We start from the raw sequence: 16,351 nt of genomic DNA on the forward strand, positions 1-16,351 counted from the left end.
TACGGTGATGTATCGACCCGTTCACCGATCTGGGAGTCACCGTGTCGACATTCCTGTACACCCTCGGGCGTTGGTCGTTCCGTCACCCGTGGCGCGTTCTCACGGCCTGGCTGCTCGTGCTCGTGCTCGCCGGCGGAGGTGTCGCGCTGTTCGCGAAAGGCACCGACAACACCTTCACGATCCCCGGCACGGAGTCGCAGGCGGGCCTCGAGATGCTCGGGCGCACGTTCCCCCAGGTGAGCGGCGCCAGCGCCGAGATCATCGTGGTCTCCGCCGACGGGGCGAAGGTCACCGACCCGGCGTATCAGGACGCCGTGCAGAAGACGTCGGCCGACATCGGCGACCTCGATTTCGTCGAAGCCGTGACCGACCCCTACGACACCCGCATCTCGGGCGGCATCTCCGACGACGAACGCGCCGCCATCGTCCGCATCCAGTTCTCCGGCGAGGCCACCGAGGTGCCGCAGGCCACCGAAGACGGGCTCCGCGAGGCCGCGACGGCTCTGGGCGAGGCACTTCCCCCCGGTTCGCAATCCGTTCTCGGTGGGCAGCTGTTCGCCACCGAGATCCCCGGCGCCTCGCTCACCGAAGCCCTCGGCGTGCTCATCGCCGCGCTCGTGCTGATGGTGACGTTCCGCTCGTTCCTGGTGGCCGGGATGCCGCTGGCCACCGCCATCCTGGGCGTCGCCCTCTCGATCGCCCTCATCTTCATCGCGACCGGCTTCGCGACCGTGTCGTCGACGACCCCGCTGCTGGCGGTGATGTTGGGCCTGGCGGTCGGCATCGACTACGCGCTCTTCATCGTGTCTCGACATCAAGACCAGACGAGAGCGGGCATGGACCCCGAGGAGTCCACGGCCCGCGCGGTCGGCACCGCGGGTTCGGCCGTGGTGTTCGCCGGCATCACGGTGCTCATCGCCCTCATCGGGCTGAGCTTCGCCGGCATCCCGTTCCTGACGACCATGGGGATCGCCGCCTCCGTCGCCGTCGCGATCGCGGTGTGCGTCGGGCTGACGCTCACGCCGGCCTTCCTCGGCTTCGCCGGTCACCGTGTCGTCGGGTGGGGATACAAGCGCCCGAAGAAGCGCTCGCGCACCGCCACCGCCGAAGACGACACGGCCGCCGCCGAAGAGGCCGCCGCCGAGAGCGTGCGACGCGCCACCACCGCGGCCATCAAAGCCGAGCGGAACGGCCCCGCCAAGCGCTGGGTCGGCCTGGTGACCCGGCATCCGGTGGTCACCACCGTCGCGGTGATCGGGCTGCTCGGCGTCACCGCCGTTCCCGCCGCGTCGCTGGCCCTGACCCTGCCGAACGCCGGCCAACTGCCCGAGGGCGACGAGGCGCGCGTCGCCTACGAGCTGACCGACGAGTACTTCGGACCGGGAGCGAACGGGCCGCTCATCATGACCGGCACGATCGTGACCTCGAACGATCCCCTCACCCTCATGACCGACATCGGCGACGAGATCGCCAAGATCCCCGGGGTCGCCGAAGTGGCCCTGGCCACCCCCAACGAGACCGCCGACACCGGCATCGTGCAGATCGTGCCCGAGACCGCACCCGACGACCCCCGCACCGCCGACCTCGTGCGCGAGCTGCGGGCCCAGGAGGATCGCCTCTACGACGAGTTCGGCGTGCGCCTGCTCGTCACCGGCTACACCGCGGTGACGATCGACATCTCCGACCAGCTCGGAGCCGCACTCCTGCCCTTCGGCCTCTTCGTCGTCGGACTCTCACTCGTGCTGCTGATGATCGTGTTCCGCTCGATCTGGGTTCCGCTCACCGCTGCGGGCGGATATCTGCTGTCGGTCGCCGCCTCGTTCGGCGTGGTCGCCGCGGTATTCGAGTGGGGCTGGTTCGCCGATGCGCTGCATGTCGCGAAGGTCGGGCCCATCATCAGCTTCATGCCGATCGTCGTCATGGGCGTGCTCTTCGGCCTCGCCATGGACTACCAGGTCTTCCTCGTCTCGCGCATGCGCGAGGACTACGTCCACGCGAAGCGCGAGGGGCGCACACCCCGCGAGGTGGCACTCGGCGCGGTGCGCAGCGGCTTCGCGGCATCCGCCCGTGTCGTCGTGGCGGCCGCGGTCATCATGTTCGCCGTGTTCGTCGCGTTCGTGCCCGAGGGCGACTCGAGTCTCAAGCCCATCGCTCTGGGGCTCGCGGTCGGCGTGGCCGTCGACGCGTTCCTCGTACGCATGACCCTCGTCCCGGCGATCCTCGCGCTGCTGGGCGCGAAGGCCTGGTGGATGCCGCGCTGGCTCGACCGCATCCTGCCCAAGCTCGACGTCGAGGGCGAGGCCGTCGAGCGCGAGGTGCACCTCGCCGAGTGGCCCTCCGAGCCCGCGCTGGCGATCGCCGCCGACGACCTGCGCACCAGCGTCGCCTCCGAGACCGCGGAGCCGGTCTTCCGCGACGTGTCGATGCGACTGGGGTACGGCGGCACCCTGCTCGTGACGGGAGAGAGCCGCACCACGCGCGCACTTCTCCTCGCCCTCGCCGGTCGCCTGTCGAAGATCGAGGGGAAGCTGCGCGTCGACGGGCTCCTGGTGCCCGAACGCGCCGGTGCCGTGCGCGCCCGCGTCGGTGTCGCCCTCCTCGACGACCCCTCGACGGCGGAGGCGGACGTGGCCCAGGCCGTCGCCCGCGGCACACGCATCGTCGTCGTCTGCGACATCGACCGCCTCGACGACGACGCCCGCGATGACGTCGCACACGTGCTCCGCCGCGCGGCCGTCGAGGCCCGCGAGCGGTCGGGCGACGCGTCGTCACCCTTCACGCTCGTCGTCTCTGCCCGCGACGAGCGCCGTGCCCTCGCCCTGCTGTCCGAGGCGCACCGCCCCGACGTGACCTCCCTCCCGTTGCCCACGCCGCGACGGCACCGCTCCGAACCCGAAACCTTCGCCGATCTCTCCGAGGTGTTCGCATGACTCTCCCCGTCGAGCGCTCCCGCTCGCGCCGCCCCGTCACGTGGTTGACGCTCATCGGCGTGCTCCTGCTGCCCGCCGTGATCGGCGGCATCCTGGTGGGCGCGCTCTACAACCCCACCGACCGACTCGAGAACATCACGGCCGCGATCGTCAACGACGACAAGGCCGTCGAGCTGAACGGCCAGCTGGTCCCCCTCGGTCGGCAGCTCACCGGCGGCCTCGTGAAGGGCGCTGACGATCAGCCGAGCAACATCGACTGGGTCATCTCGAACGACGAGGATGCCGCGGCCGGTCTCGCCGACGGCACCTACACCGCCGTCGTCACGATCCCCGAGAACTTCACCGCCGCCTCGTTGTCGACGCGCCCCGGCGAGACGCCGGTCAAGGCGACCATCGGCGTGCAGACCGCTCCCGACGCGCGCGTCGTCGACGGAGCGATCACCTCCGCGCTCGCAACGACCGCCACGAGCGTCTACGGGGGCGAGCTGTCCTCTCAGTACCTGAAGAACGTCTTCCTCGGCTTCACGACGCTGAGCGACCAGCTCGGTTCCGCGGCGAGCGGCGCCCATCAGCTGGCCGACGGGGCATCGCAGGCCGCGTCCGGCGCGGGTGATCTGCGCGACGGCCTGGGACAGCTCTCGAACGGAGCCTCGAGCCTCGCCGATGGGGCGTCGCAGCTCGCGGCCGGCGCGGGTCCGCTCGCCGACGGCGCGACGCAGTTGGCATCGGGCTCGGCGGCGCTCGCGAACGGGACGCGGGATGCCGCGGCGGGAGTGAGCAAGCTCGCGACCGGTGCCGACGGCATCGCGGCCGGCAATCAGCAGCTCGCGACGCAGATCAACGGTCTCGCCGACCAGATCCCGCCGGGTTTCGCCGACGACGCGCAGAAGCTCGCCGGTGCCGCCCCCCAGGTCAACAAGGCTCTCGTCGACGCGAACGCCGCCCTGCAGAAGGCGGCGGCGGAGTGCACGGGGACCCCGGAGCAGTGCCAGGCGCTGCGCGATGCGGCAGCCGCCGCCGCGGCCTCCCTCGACCGGGCCACCGACACCGTCACGCAGATCGGCGACCTCGCCGGTCAGGCGGCGCAGCTGCCCACGGGCATCCGTGCGATCGCCGACGCCAACCAGCAGCTCGCCGACGGCGCGACCGGCCTCGCCGGTGGCGCCCGCGAGGCGGCCTCCGGACTCGGCACGCTCGCCGGCGGCATGGACGGCATCGCCGGGGGCGCGACGAAACTGGCCGACGGCGCGACGCAGTTCGGCACCGGAACCGCGGCCCTCGGCTCGGGCGCCGCGCAGCTGGCATCCGGAGCCTCCGGCGCAGAGGACGGCGCCGGCCAGCTCGCCGACGGCGTGCAGCAGGTCGCGACGGGAACATCCTCCCTCGCCGATGGGCTCGACACCGCCGTCGCGCAGTTGCCGACGTACACCGACACCCAGGCGACCACCCTCGCCGACGTCGTCGCCGACCCGGTCTCGGCCACGGGCGCAGACAATTCGTTGTTCGGCCTCGCCGCGGTGCCGCTGTTGGCCATGGCCGTGCTGTGGTTCGGCGGGCTCGCCTCGTTCGTCGCGTTCCAGGCGGTGTCGGCGCGCGCTCTCACCAGCCGTCGCCCGTCCGCGCTGGTCGCGCTGCGCGGCTTCGCCCCCGCTGCGCTCGTCGGCGCCGTGCAGGGCCTGCTGGTCGCCTCCGTCGTCCAGATCGCCTCGAAGTACGACTGGGGCGACTGGGCCCTCTTCGCCCTCGTGTGCATCGCGGCCGGCATCGCCTTCGCCGCCGTCCACCAGGCCCTCGTGGCGGTGTTCGGCGGAGCGGGCCGATGGATCGCGGCGGTGATCGGCGCCCTGGCCCTGGGCGCGAGCATCGTGTCGACCGTGCCGCCCGCGCTGGCCGCCGCGGCATCCCTGCTGCCGACCGCCCCCGCCTACGACGCGATGCTCGGCGCCCTGTCGTCGGCCGGCGGAGTCGGGGCGGGTATCGCCGGGTTCGTGGTCTGGGCCGTGCTGTCGCTCATCGCCACGACACTGATCGTGGTGCGCCGCCGCACCACCTCCACCCGCGCCGCCGCCCAGCCCGCGTAAGCGCGCGGGTGCCCGACGCGCCCTCTCCTGTCGAGTGTCCAAGACACGCCGCCCCTGGCCGCGAGAGACGGCGTTTCTTGGACACTCGAGGGCGGTCCGGGGAGTGCACCACTCCTTCACAGCGGGGGGTATCCACAGCAGAGCGGGGCCGGGCGGCCCACGCGCGGACGATCGTGTCTGCTGTGGGCATGCACCCGCACGCACTCCCCCCTGAACTGCGCTCGGCGTTCCACGTCCGCGACGCGGATGCACACGGCGTCCCCCGCCGGCGGCTCGCCGCCGGTGACCTGCGGTCGCCGTTCCATGGAGTGCGCGTCGCGCGCGAAGATCAGCTGGAGGGTGTGGAGGCGAGATGCAGGGCATTTCTCCCTCGGATGATCGGCGCGCAATTCTTCAGCCACTCGACCGCCGCCACGCTGTGGGGGATGCCCCTCCCGTTCCGCCCTGACGACTTTCTGCATGTGAGCGCGGTTCCCCCCGCGCGGGAGCCTCGCACGGCAGGTGTCGTGGGACATCGCTTGGTCATGCCGTCGGATGGTGTCACACTGCGCGCCGGCCTGCCGGTCGCAAACCGCGTCGAGACCTGGGCTCAGCTCGGCTCGCTCGTCCCGATGGAAGACCTCGTCGCCGCGGGAGACTGGGCGTTGTCACAGGGCGACACCGTGTCAGACCTCGACGCAGCTGCACGACGCGCACGGCGTCGCGGAGCAGTCGCCCTCCGCGAGGCAGTGCAGCTTGTCAGACCCGGAGCGGAATCTCCGCGAGAGACGGCCGTGCGCCTCGTCCTCCTGCGGGCGGGCCTGCCCGAGCCGCACCTCAACTGGACCCTCTGCACGGCAGACGGGGTCTTCGTCGCTCGACTCGACATGGCCTACCCCGACCACCGGGTAGCGGTCGAGTACGACGGGCGGCAGCACGCCGACGCAGACCAGTTCCGACGGGATGCCGACCGCTGGCGCGCCATCGCCCGGGAGGGGTGGACGCTCATCCGTGTCGTGGCCCACCACCTCGAGACGCCGATGCAAGACATCGTCGCACCCGTGCGTCACGCGCTCCGCGCGGCCGACGCCCCTTGAGTGTCCAAGACATGCCGTGTCCACCCGCCGCCAGCGGCATGTCTTGGACACTCAAACCCCGCCGCCCACCGGGCGAGGGCATCGCGCCCGGGCCAGGGCCGGGACGTTCCGCGAAACACGAAGGGCCCGCCCGGCGACAGCCGGACGGGCCCGGGAACCGGGTGAGGGTCCTTACGTCGTCAGGCCGCTGTAGGCGTGCAGGCCCTTGAAGAAGACGTTGACGATCGTGAAGTTGAACAGCACCGCGGTGAAGCCGATGATCGACAGCCACGCCGAGCGGGTGCCGCGCCAGCCGCGCGTCGCGCGGGCGTGGATGTAGCCCGCGTAGAGCACCCAGATGACGAAGGTCCAGACTTCCTTCGTGTCGAAGCCCCAGAAGCGGCCCCACGCGTCGTTCGCCCAGATGGACCCGGCGATGAGGGTGAAGGTCCAGAAGATGAATCCGACGATCGCGAAGCGGTAGGCCAGCGACTCGAGGGCGTCGGCGTTCGGAACCGTGCGCAGGAAGCTGCGCTTCGGTTCGGCATCCACCGGGGCTTCGGCGAGCTTGCGCTCGCGCCGCGTCTGGATGAGCTGCACGACCGAGAGCCCGAAAGCGAGGGCGAACAGTGCCGTCGCGAGACTCGCGACGAAGACGTGCACGACGAGCCAGACCGACTTCAGCGGGTCGGCCAGCGGAACGACCTCGACGTGGAACGCCAGCGTCGCGCCACCCAGCAGCAGCACCGCGAGGCCGGTCATGAGCGAGCCGAGGAAGCGCAGGTCGTAGCGCGTCAGCACGGCGAGGTACACCGCGATGATCAGCAGCAGGCCGGTCATGGCGAACTCGTACATGTTCGACCACGGCACGCGCTCGGCTGCGATCCCGCGCAGGACCGTCGCCACGAGGTGGAAGACGAAGCCGAGCGCCGTCAGCACCGTGCCGAGACGCGCCCACAGGTAGCGGGGCTTGGCGGTGGAGGCACCGGATGCCGACGACCCGGCGCCCGAGGAGATCACTCCCCCGCCACCCGCGGTCACGAGCTCGCGCGCGACGACCTCGTCTTTGGCCTTGAGCGCGAGGTCGGAGCGGCGCGCGAGATCGATGGCGTACGCGATGAACGCCAGCACGTAGATGGCGACCGCCGTCCACACCAGGAGGAGGGAGATCTCGTCGAGGAGAAGCGGGTCGGTTCCGGGCATGGTCTCAGTCTACTTTTCCGGTGTCGGGGTGGCTCTGGGGAGGAGGGCCGGGGAGGGTCGCGCCGTGCTTCTCGGCGAGCTGATCGACGGCGGCGGCGAGCGTCGGGTCCTCACCGCGCGCGAGGCCCGCGTACTCCACGAGCACCGAGCCGCCCTGCGGGGTCGCCTTGACCCACATGCGGCGACGCGGGACGAAGAGCGCGGCGAGCAGGCCGAGCAGCGCCAGCAGGGCGAAGGCGAGCACCCAGGGTCCGGCGAGGTCGCGGTGGATCGACAGGGATGCGAAGCGCTTGACCGAGCCGTCGTACCCGACGGCCCCCGCGGGCGCCTCGTTCTCGAAGGTGATGGTGCCGAGGCCGTTGGGCAGATCCTCGGTCTGCCCGGGCATGAGCTGGATGGCGGGGTTGCCGCTGTCGCCGCCGGCGATCTGCGTCATGCCCGACGGGTCGAGCGTGTAGACCGAGCGGGGCGTTCCGTCGTCGATGCCGAGGTCGCCCTCGTATACGCGCAGCGTCAGGGTCGGGTACTCCAGCGCCCCGTACGTGGAGGTCAGCGCGCCCGAGGGCAGCACGTCCATCGTCGGGTAGAAGAATCCGAGCAGACCGAGCTGTTCGGGCAGACCGTCGGCGACCTTGATGACGCCGAGCGAGGTCATGTTGGCATCCTGCGGCAGGAACGCGACCGAGTCGTGGAACACCTCGTTGCCCTCGGCGTCGCGGATCGTGACGGTCGGGGCGTAGCCGTTGCCGAGCAGGTAGACGCGGTCGCCCTGCACGTCGAGCGGGTGGTTGACGCGCACCTCGCCGTCCTGCGGGTCGGTGCCGGGGGCCTGCGTCGTCACGTGCGCCACGAAGTCGCCGGCTTGTCCCGAACCGGGCTGCCCGGGCGGAACGTACGACACGTCGAACTTGTCGAGCGTCATCGAGTAGGGCGTGAGGGTGTCTCCGCTGACGAAGCGACCCGGGTTGAACGAGGAGTAGTCGAGCAGGCTGTTCGCGAAGGCCTGGCCCTCGACGAGCACGCGTTGACCGGTGTAGGTGAAGCCCCCGCCGACACCGACGGCGATCAGGACGCCCACGAGCGCGCCGTGGAAGAGCAGATTGCCGGTCTCGCGCAGGTACCCGCGCTCCGCCGACACCGAGAACGACCCGCGCCCGTCGTAGCGCGCCACCCGGTAGCCGCTCTTGCGCAGCTGCGCGGCCGCGCTGTCCACGGCGGCGGTCGCCAGGGCATCCGCATCCGCATCCGCGTCGACCGCGATCGAGCGGGAGCGGTGGTCGTCCAGGCGCGACAGACGCGCGGGCGTACGCGGCGGCTGCGAGCGCAGCGCCTTCCAGTGGTGCTTCGTGCGCGGGAGCACGCAGCCGATCAGCGAGATGAACAGCAGCAGGTAGATCGCCGAGAACCAGGGCGAGGTGTAGACGTCGAACAGGCTGAGCTTGTCGAGTACCGGCGCGAGATCGGGGTTGTCGGTGAAGTACTGCGTGACGCCGTTGGGGTCGGCGCTGCGCTGGGGCACGAGCGATCCCGGGACGGCGGCGATCGCGAGCAGGAGCAGCAGCACGAGGGCCGTGCGCATGCTGGTCAGCTGGCGCCATCCCCACCGCAGCCATCCCACGACGCCCAGGCGCGGCTGGGTGACCTCGTCGGACGTGGAGTCGGCGTGGTCGGACGGACGCAGCGGGTCGGTCATCGTGTTCCCTCGATCAGAGCGGGAGTTGGACATTGCCCATCACCCCCTGCAGGGTCGACATCCACTGGCTCCACAGGCCCGTCACCATGAGCAGGCCGAGCACGATCAGCAGCGCTCCGCCGATGAGGTTCACGACGCGGATGTGCGTGCGCACGAACGCCACGGACTTCGTCGCCCACCCGAAGCCGAGGGCGAGGAGCAGGAAGGGGATGCCGAGGCCCAGCGAGTACATCAGCCCGAGCAGCGCCGCCCGGCCGGGATCCCCGAGGTTGTACGACACGGAGATGATCGCCGCCAGCGTGGGCCCGATGCACGGGGTCCAGCCGATGCCGAGGGCGATGCCCAGCAAAGGGGCGCCGATGAGCCCCAGGTTGCCACGGGACTGCATCCGCACCGAACGCTGCGCGAGGCCGAACAGCCCGATGAACACCAAGCCCATCAGGATGATGACCACGCCCATGACGCGCGTGATCACGTCGGCGTAGGCGAGGAAGAAGGCGCCCAGCGTTCCGCCCAGCACATTGACGGCCATGAACACGACCGTGAACCCCGCGATGAACAGCAGGGTCCCGCCGAGCAGCCGTCCTCGACCGGGCCCGGATGCCGAGCCCCCGCGCGGGGCGACGGCACCGCCGATATACCCGAGGTAGCCCGGAACGAGCGGCAGCACGCACGGCGAGAGGAAGGAGATGAGGCCGGCCGCGAGCGCGATGGGAACGGCGACCCACAGCGCGCCGTCGAAGACGAGGGCGCCGGGGTTCACGCGCTCTCCGCCACGAGCGTGCGCACGATCGCCTCGAGGATCGAGGCCTCGGGCAGCTCGCCGACGATACGGGCGGCGACGCGGCCCTGCTTGTCGAGCACGAGGGTGGTGGGGGTGGCGTTCAACGGCGTGGCCTTGTTGAACGCGAGCTTCAGCTGGGCGTCGTCGACCGCCATCGCGCTGGAGTACGACACCTCGTGGTCGCGCGCGAACGACAAGGCGGTCGCGGGCTGGTCGTAGGTGTTGATGCCGAGGAAGGCGACGTCCTGTCCCTGGAAGCTCTGGTAGGCCTGCTCGAGACGCGGGGCCTCGATGATGCAGGGACCGCACGTGGCGTACCAGAAGTTGACCACGAGCACCTTGCCCGAGAAGTCGGCGCTCGAGACGGGCGAGCCGTTGTCGAGCGTGCCGGAGAACTCCACGGGCTCGCCGCGCTGATCCGCCGCGATCTCCTTGGTCTGGAACCCGTTGGCGGCGATGTAGCCCTTGTTGTCGCCGGCGCGGTACTGGTCCGCGAGGGGGTCGGCGCTGCAGGCCGCCAGACCCGTGACGAGCGCGGCGGAGGCGAGGACCGCCCCGACCGCGGAGAGGATTCGGCGCATCACACGGCTCCTACGTCGACGGCGCCGGCGGTGGACGCCGGCGTTGCGTACGCCACCTCGACGAACCGCGGACCGCCGGCGCCGTCGCGCCGTTCGAAGCTCGTCACGCTCGACAGCGCGCAGCGACGCTTGCGCGGGTCGTGTCGGGTGGGCTGGTGGGACAGGGCGAGGTGGGTCACCCAGATGGGGAGCTGGTGCGAGACGACGACGACGTCGCCCGCGGGCACACGGTTCCAGGCGTCATCCATCGCCGCGACCATGCGGGCGACGATCCGCTCGTACGGCTCGCCCCAGCTGGGGACGGCCGGGCGGCTGAGGTGGCGCCAGTTGAGGGGATTCGCGAGCGCCTGCTTCATCCGGCGCCCTTCGAAGACGTTGGTGGGCTCGATCACCCGGTCGTCGATGAACGGCTCGGCACCGAACAGCTCGACGAAAGGCTCGGCGGATTCGCGCGTGCGCTGCAGCGGCGAGACCACGAGAGCGCTCACCGGCCGCTCGAGGCTCTTCACGTACTCGGCCGCCTGCCGCGCCATGCGCCGACCGTCGACGCTCAGGCCGAATCCGGGGAGCCGACCGTAGAGCACGCGACGGGGGTTGTACACCTCTCCGTGGCGCACGAGATGAAGGCGATCGGCGGGCACGATCCCAGTCTAGGCGCGGGTTCTGTGGTCTGACTGAGTCCGGATGCCGGTTGCCTCGACGTGGAGATATCCCGCCGGGTCAGGCGTCTTTGCGCGCGGCGAGCAGCGAGCGCACGCGCGAGTACAGGAACCACGCGAGACCGATGCCGACCGCCGCGATCACGATGTACTGCAGGATCGACGCGTACTCCTCCACGATGTGCCAGTTCTCGCCGAGCAGGTACCCGGCGAGCACGAAGATCGTGTTCCAGATGAGGCTGCCCGCACCCGTGAGGAGCCCGAAGCGCCAGAGCGGCATCTTCGCGACTCCCGCGGGGATGCTGATGAGGCTGCGGAAGATCGGGATCATGCGCCCGAAGAACACCGCCTTCCCCCCGTGCCTCTCGAACCAGGCGACCGTGCGATCGACGTCTTCGGGGTGCAGCAACGGCATCTTCGCGGCGAACGCACGCAGACGCCCCGCGCCCAGCCACCGCCCGAGCCCGTAGAGCGCGAAGGCGCCCACCACGGATCCGAGCGTGGTCCACAGCAGCGCCTCGAAGAGCGTGAACGAGCCGCGGCTCGCGGTGAGCCCGGCCATGGGCAGCACGACCTCGCTGGGCAACGGCGGGAAGAGGTTCTCGAGGGCGATCGCGACACCGGCGCCGACGGGGCCGATGACCTCCATGAGCGACACGGTCCAGTCGGCCAGCGAGGTCAGCCACGACTGGCCCTCCGTCGAGCCCGACCCGGCGCGCACCGGGGAGAGGGAGGGAGACAGGGAGAGGGTGACGTCGGTCATCGGGTGCCTTCGCGCTCGGTGATCGGCCGCCCGTGCGGGCGCCCACGAGTCAGGTTACGGGCCGGTCAGGCGCCGTTGCTGGGGGTTGCCCCGGAACGGTTCAGGATGCCGTGAGCCCGGCACCCACGAGCGCCGCGGCGATGAACCACACGGCGACCATCGAGAGGATCGCGACCAGCGGCACCCAGAACGCCAGGCGATGCCGTACGAGACGGATGATCGCCACGACGAGCCCGACCACGAGGATCACCCACGGCGCGATGACGGCGATCCAGAACCCGAGGTTCATCAGACCGGCGTCGCACGCCTGCGCTCCGCAGACGCGCGCGGCGGAGGCGAGGACGACACCCGCGTAGGAGGCCGCGAGCGCCAGGAGGGGCAGGAGCACCAGCAGAACGATGGTCGTCGCGACGTCCCACGGCCGGGGGGCACGCCCCCGTGGTTCCGGACGCAGCGTCCGGAACGACTCCGGGGGGAGGGAGAACGTCACGAGCGCCATCATAGGGATGCCGCGTCGGAATCCGAGGGTTCGCGCCCGCCCGGGCCTCGACGAGCGACGAGCGGCGTCTCTTCCGCCCGCCGCACGGGGCCCACGTCCCGCGAGACCGGGCGACGAGGCGCGAGGACGGCGGGTGGGGGCCGCCACCACCCGCACGTAGACTGGTCGATCGTGAGCGAACGCGTCCTGGTCAACCAGCTGAAGTCCCTCCCCGCCGGCCCCGTCGAGGTGTCGGGATGGGTCGAAACCGTACGCGATCAGAAGAAGGTGCAGTTCGTCGTCCTCCGCGACGAGACGGGCGCCGTGCAGCTGGTCAACCCGGCGACCCGCCCGACGGAGGACGCCGCGGACCAGGATGCCGCGGCCCTCGCCCTGACCGAGACGATCGGCGCCCTCGCGACCGGCACCTTCCTGACGGTGCGCGGGGAGCTCAAGCACGACGAGCGTGTCAAGCTCGGCGGCGTCGAGATCAAGGTCGGCGAGCTCGTGATCGCTGCCGCGGCGAACCCCGAGACCCCGATCGCCGCCGACAGCAGCCCCGACAAGCGCATGGACTACCGCTTCATCGACCTGCGTCAGCGTCGCAACAACCTCATCTTCCGCGTGCAGACGACGCTCGAGCACGCCATGCGCACGTACTGGGTGGAGCGCGATTACATCGAGGTGCACTCGCCCAAGCTCATGGCATCCCCTTCGGAGTCCAACGCGGAGCTGTTCGAGGTTCCCTACTTCGAGGACAAGACGGCCTACCTCGCGCAGAGCCCGCAGTTCTTCAAGCAGATGGCCCAGGTCGCCGGCTTCGGCAAGATCTTCGAGATCGCGCCGGCCTTCCGCGCCGACCCCTCGTTCACGAGCCGTCACGCGACCGAGTTCACCTCGATCGACGCCGAGATCAGCTGGATCGACTCGCACGAAGATGTCGCCCGCATGCAGGAGGAGCTCCTGCAGACCGCGTTCCAGGCCGTCGCCGACAAGCACGGCGCGGAGATCCAGGAGCTGTTCGGCGTCGAGGTGCAGGTGCCCACCCTGCCGTTCCCGCGCATCCCGCTCGCCGAGGCCCGCGAGATCGTCGCCGCGCGCGGCTACGACATCCCCCGCACCGACGGCGACCTCGACCCGGAGGGCGAGCGTCAGATCGCGGCGCACGTGCAGGAGACCTACGGTCACCAGTTCGTGTTCATCACCGACTACCACCCCGCGATCCGCGCTTTCTACCACATGCGCGACGAGGAGACCGGACTCACCAAGTCGTACGACCTGCTGTTCAACGGCGTCGAGATCACCACGGGCGCGCAGCGCGAGCACCGCGTCGAGGTGCTCATCGAGCAGGCGAAGGAGAAGGGGCTCGACCCCGAGCACCTCGACTTCTACCTGGACTTCTTCCGCTTCGGCGCCCCGCCGCACGGTGGCTTCGGAATGGGCCTCGCCCGCGTGCTGATGCTGCTGCTCGGTGAGTCCTCGATCCGCGAGGTCACCTACCTCTTCCGCGGACCGACGCGTCTGGCCCCGTAAGTTTCGACCTGACGACGCCCGGGGTTCACCCCCCGGGCGTCGTCGTGTCATCCGGGGTCTCTAGCGTCGGGTCATGGTCGCCGTCACTCCGCTCGATTCCCCATCGGGAGGCGCGTCGCGCCCGACGGGCTGGACCATCGTGCTCGACGGCGTGCGTCGCGAGCGCGCGGGGACCGTCGTCCTGGACGACGTCGACCTCGAGGTCGCCCCGGGCCGCATCGTCGGGCTGATCGGCCCCTCGGGCTGCGGAGCCTCCACACTGCTGCGGCTCGTCGGCGGAGCCGAGCGACCCGACGCCGGGACGGTGACGATCCAGGGACGGGTGGGCGCTGCGGCGCCCCGCGTCGCGGAGGTGCGGGATCGCACCCCCGTCGCCCGCTTCGGCCTCGCCCGCGCGGCGATCGTGGCCGCAGCCCGGCAGGCGGGCGTGATCGACCCGGATGCCGAGGCCGACCGTCTCTGCGACCTGGTCGGCCTCTCGACGGGCCACAAGAGCGTGCACCGTCTCTCGCACGGCGACCGTCAGCGCTGGGCGGTGGCCCGCGCGCTGGCCTCGCGGCCCCGGGCCCTCGTGCTCGACGACGCCCTCGCCGCTCTGCACACGAGTGCTCGCGCCGAGACGCGCGACCGTCTCGTCCGGGAGCTCCGCGAGCGCGGTGTCACCACGCTCTGGGCGACGCGCGACACCGCCGAGGGGGCCGCGGTCGCCGATCGCCTCGTCGTGATGGATGCCGGACGCATCGTGGCGGCGGGCAGCCCCGACGAGGTCTACGCCCGCGTCGCGGACGCGGCGGTTGCGGAGGTCCTCGGTCCGGTGAGTGCGGTGCCCGGGATCGTCGAGGGAGTGGTCGTCGAGGTCTGGGGGCAGGAGTTGCCGCTCGCGGGCTCCGCCCACGACGGGCACTGCGAGGTCGTCGTGCGGCCCGAGAACGTGCTGCTGGTCGGCCCCGACGTTCCGGGGATGGACGCCGTCGTGGAGGAGACGACGTTCCTGGGCAGCGTGCGGCGTTCGACCGTGCTCACCCGCGACGGCAGCCGCGTCGTCGTGGAACATGCGCCCGACCAGCGCGTCGACGACCGTGATGCGGTGCGCATCGCCCTCGCAGCCGTGCCGGCGACGGTGCGCCCGCTCGATTGACGACAGCCGACGGCGTCACCGCCGGCCCGCGGCGACCCCTCAGAACGGGTAGTCGACGCAGGACCGCTCGGCGACCACCGAACGGACGAAGCCCGCGACCTCTTGGTGGGCCGGGTGCACCTGGTAGCGCTCCAGCGCATCCACGTCGGCGAACTCGCTGACCAGCGCGACATCCCAGTTGGACTGCGGGTTGGCCACGTTGCGCCCGACCTCGATGTGCGCGATGTCGTCGATGACCTCGCGAAGGGCCATCAGGCGCTCCGAGATCTGCTCGGCGTGCAGCGCACGGGTGTCGGCGTCGTCCGCCGCGAGCTTCCACAGGACGATGTGACGGATGCTCACGACGAGGCTCCTTCAGGATCTGCCGCCAGCAGCGCGGCACGGAGACGGTCGGCCGACACGCGCCAATGCGCGTGCAGGTCGCCGTCGATGAGGACGACCGGGATCTTCTCCCACCACGTGGCGAAGAGTGCGGGATCATCGGCGATCGACGCGTGCTCGATCTCGACGCGGTCCGCCACCTCGGCGGGGAGGCCGTCGACGACGCTCTCGACGATCTGCTCCGCCACGTCGCACAGATGGCACTCGGGCTTGCCGATCAACGTGAGGGTCGTCACGCCTCCATCCTAGGAGGCGCGGACGGACGGGAGACGAAGGCTAGGCCTCGACGTCGTAGCCGGCGGCGATCCAGTCGCCCGTGCCGCCCTCGACGTTCGTCGCGTCGTGACCGCGCGCCGACAGGGCCTCGACGACACGCGCCGAGCGTCCGCCGGCCTGGCAGATCACATCGAACGGCTCGCCCGGGAGTTCGTCGAGGTGCTCGCCGATGCTCGACATCGGCATGTTAACGGCGCCGGGCACGTGGCCCGCGGCGAACTCGTGCTCCTCGCGCACGTCGATGAGGGGACGCTCGCGCCCCGCGTGCAGGTCGTGGACCGAGATGGACTGCATGCTTTCCTCCATGGAGACGGAACGAGCGGGCGCGGAGACGCCGCGCCGGTAGGCGGAACGTGCACGGATACACGAAGCGCCCGTCGCATCGGACAGGCGCTCGGTGTGGTGGCCGCGTTACTTCTTGTTGCGGCGCTGGTGACGAGTCTTGCGAAGCAGCTTGCGGTGCTTCTTCTTCGCCATGCGCTTACGGCGCTTCTTGATGACAGAACCCACGGAAAACCTCACTAAGTCGGGGTCTGGGTGCCGATGTCGGCGCCCGGGAACACTAGGCGTTCGGAAAAAAGCCTCGGATCAGTCTAGCCGACGTCGGACACCGGTCGCTGCACAGCCTCGACGACGGCCGATTCCGGCACGCGGTAGCTGCGTCCGAACCGCACCGCCGGCAGTTCGCCGGCGTGCACGAGACGGTAGACCGTCATCTTCGACACGCGCATCAGCTCGGCGACCTCGGCGACCGTCAGAAACCGCACGTCCGGCAGCTCGGCCATCGCTCACCCCT

At 70.7% G+C, this 16,351-nt stretch carries 17 protein-coding genes; 5 read left to right on the plus strand and 12 right to left on the minus strand.

Annotation, left to right across the window (positions count from 1 at the left end):
- The first annotated feature begins 41 nt into the window (after nucleotides 1-41).
- The 3 genes from RWH45_RS11990 (at nucleotide 42) to RWH45_RS12000 (ending at nucleotide 6,087) form a co-directional block, all read left to right on the plus strand.
- Nucleotides 42-2,930, plus strand: a complete 2,889-nt coding sequence (locus RWH45_RS11990) for an MMPL family transporter (RefSeq protein ID WP_315995116.1) — start codon at nucleotides 42-44, stop codon at nucleotides 2,928-2,930.
- Complete coding sequence (locus RWH45_RS11995) at nucleotides 2,927-5,011, plus strand: YhgE/Pip family protein (protein ID WP_315995117.1); 2,085 nt, start codon at nucleotides 2,927-2,929, stop codon at nucleotides 5,009-5,011. Before RWH45_RS11990 ends, RWH45_RS11995 begins: the two co-directional genes overlap by 4 nt.
- 773 nt (nucleotides 5,012-5,784) lie before the next feature.
- Nucleotides 5,785-6,087 carry an endonuclease domain-containing protein gene (locus RWH45_RS12000; RefSeq protein ID WP_315995118.1) on the plus strand — a complete coding sequence of 101 codons (303 nt, stop codon included), beginning with the start codon at nucleotides 5,785-5,787 and terminating at the stop codon, nucleotides 6,085-6,087.
- Between the two features lie 171 nt (nucleotides 6,088-6,258).
- Here RWH45_RS12000 and ccsB read toward each other — a convergent pair whose 3' ends face one another.
- The 7 genes from ccsB to RWH45_RS12035 form a co-directional block, all read right to left on the minus strand.
- Complete coding sequence (ccsB, locus tag RWH45_RS12005; protein ID WP_315995119.1) at nucleotides 6,259-7,269, minus strand: c-type cytochrome biogenesis protein CcsB; 1,011 nt, start codon at nucleotides 7,267-7,269, stop codon at nucleotides 6,259-6,261.
- Nucleotides 7,270-7,273: 4 nt separating this feature from the next.
- Nucleotides 7,274-8,995, minus strand: a complete 1,722-nt coding sequence (gene resB / locus RWH45_RS12010) for a cytochrome c biogenesis protein ResB (RefSeq protein ID WP_437127340.1) — start codon at nucleotides 8,993-8,995, stop codon at nucleotides 7,274-7,276.
- Nucleotides 8,976-9,725: a cytochrome c biogenesis CcdA family protein gene (locus RWH45_RS12015; protein ID WP_315995121.1), complete on the minus strand. Its 750-nt coding sequence runs from the start codon at nucleotides 9,723-9,725 to the stop codon at nucleotides 8,976-8,978. The genes resB and RWH45_RS12015 overlap by 20 nt, the downstream gene beginning before the upstream one ends.
- Nucleotides 9,722-10,327, minus strand: a complete 606-nt coding sequence (locus RWH45_RS12020) for a TlpA family protein disulfide reductase (RefSeq protein WP_315995122.1) — start codon at nucleotides 10,325-10,327, stop codon at nucleotides 9,722-9,724. Before RWH45_RS12020 ends, RWH45_RS12015 begins: the two co-directional genes overlap by 4 nt.
- The gene (locus RWH45_RS12025) at nucleotides 10,327-10,968 is read right to left on the minus strand and encodes a histidine phosphatase family protein (protein WP_315995123.1); all 642 of its coding nucleotides are present in this window, start codon (nucleotides 10,966-10,968) and stop codon (nucleotides 10,327-10,329) included. The genes RWH45_RS12020 and RWH45_RS12025 overlap by 1 nt, the downstream gene beginning before the upstream one ends.
- Before the next feature lie 79 nt (nucleotides 10,969-11,047).
- The gene (locus RWH45_RS12030; protein WP_315995124.1) at nucleotides 11,048-11,749 is read right to left on the minus strand and encodes a DedA family protein; all 702 of its coding nucleotides are present in this window, start codon (nucleotides 11,747-11,749) and stop codon (nucleotides 11,048-11,050) included.
- A gap of 100 nt (nucleotides 11,750-11,849) precedes the next feature.
- Nucleotides 11,850-12,404 carry a DUF6264 family protein gene (locus tag RWH45_RS12035; protein ID WP_315995125.1) on the minus strand — a complete coding sequence of 185 codons (555 nt, stop codon included), beginning with the start codon at nucleotides 12,402-12,404 and terminating at the stop codon, nucleotides 11,850-11,852.
- A gap of 15 nt (nucleotides 12,405-12,419) precedes the next feature.
- Between RWH45_RS12035 and aspS the strand changes: the two genes are divergently transcribed.
- Nucleotides 12,420-13,760: an aspartate--tRNA(Asn) ligase gene (gene aspS / locus RWH45_RS12040; protein WP_315995126.1), complete on the plus strand. Its 1,341-nt coding sequence runs from the start codon at nucleotides 12,420-12,422 to the stop codon at nucleotides 13,758-13,760.
- Nucleotides 13,761-13,833: 73 nt separating this feature from the next.
- Complete coding sequence (locus RWH45_RS12045; RefSeq protein WP_315995127.1) at nucleotides 13,834-14,898, plus strand: ABC transporter ATP-binding protein; 1,065 nt, start codon at nucleotides 13,834-13,836, stop codon at nucleotides 14,896-14,898.
- Nucleotides 14,899-14,937: 39 nt separating this feature from the next.
- On the opposite strand, the gene RWH45_RS12050 is transcribed toward RWH45_RS12045, so the two are convergent.
- From RWH45_RS12050 to RWH45_RS12070, 5 genes are all read right to left on the minus strand, one after another.
- The gene (locus RWH45_RS12050) at nucleotides 14,938-15,240 is read right to left on the minus strand and encodes a Dabb family protein (protein WP_315995128.1); all 303 of its coding nucleotides are present in this window, start codon (nucleotides 15,238-15,240) and stop codon (nucleotides 14,938-14,940) included.
- On the minus strand, nucleotides 15,237-15,515 hold the full coding sequence (locus RWH45_RS12055; RefSeq protein ID WP_315995129.1) for a glutaredoxin family protein: 279 nt from the start codon (nucleotides 15,513-15,515) through the stop codon (nucleotides 15,237-15,239). The genes RWH45_RS12050 and RWH45_RS12055 overlap by 4 nt, the downstream gene beginning before the upstream one ends.
- Nucleotides 15,516-15,555: 40 nt before the next feature.
- On the minus strand, nucleotides 15,556-15,849 hold the full coding sequence (locus tag RWH45_RS12060; RefSeq protein WP_315995130.1) for a rhodanese-like domain-containing protein: 294 nt from the start codon (nucleotides 15,847-15,849) through the stop codon (nucleotides 15,556-15,558).
- 117 nt (nucleotides 15,850-15,966) lie between these two features.
- The gene (locus tag RWH45_RS12065; protein ID WP_003792170.1) at nucleotides 15,967-16,065 is read right to left on the minus strand and encodes a 30S ribosomal protein bS22; all 99 of its coding nucleotides are present in this window, start codon (nucleotides 16,063-16,065) and stop codon (nucleotides 15,967-15,969) included.
- Between the two features lie 83 nt (nucleotides 16,066-16,148).
- A complete protein-coding gene (locus RWH45_RS12070) occupies nucleotides 16,149-16,340 on the minus strand; it encodes a helix-turn-helix domain-containing protein (protein ID WP_076677409.1) in 192 nt (63 codons plus the stop codon).
- Between the last annotated feature and the right edge of the window lie 11 nt (nucleotides 16,341-16,351).

Source organism: Microbacterium galbum (genome assembly GCF_032464915.1).
GTDB classification, from domain to species: domain Bacteria; phylum Actinomycetota; class Actinomycetes; order Actinomycetales; family Microbacteriaceae; genus Microbacterium; species Microbacterium galbum.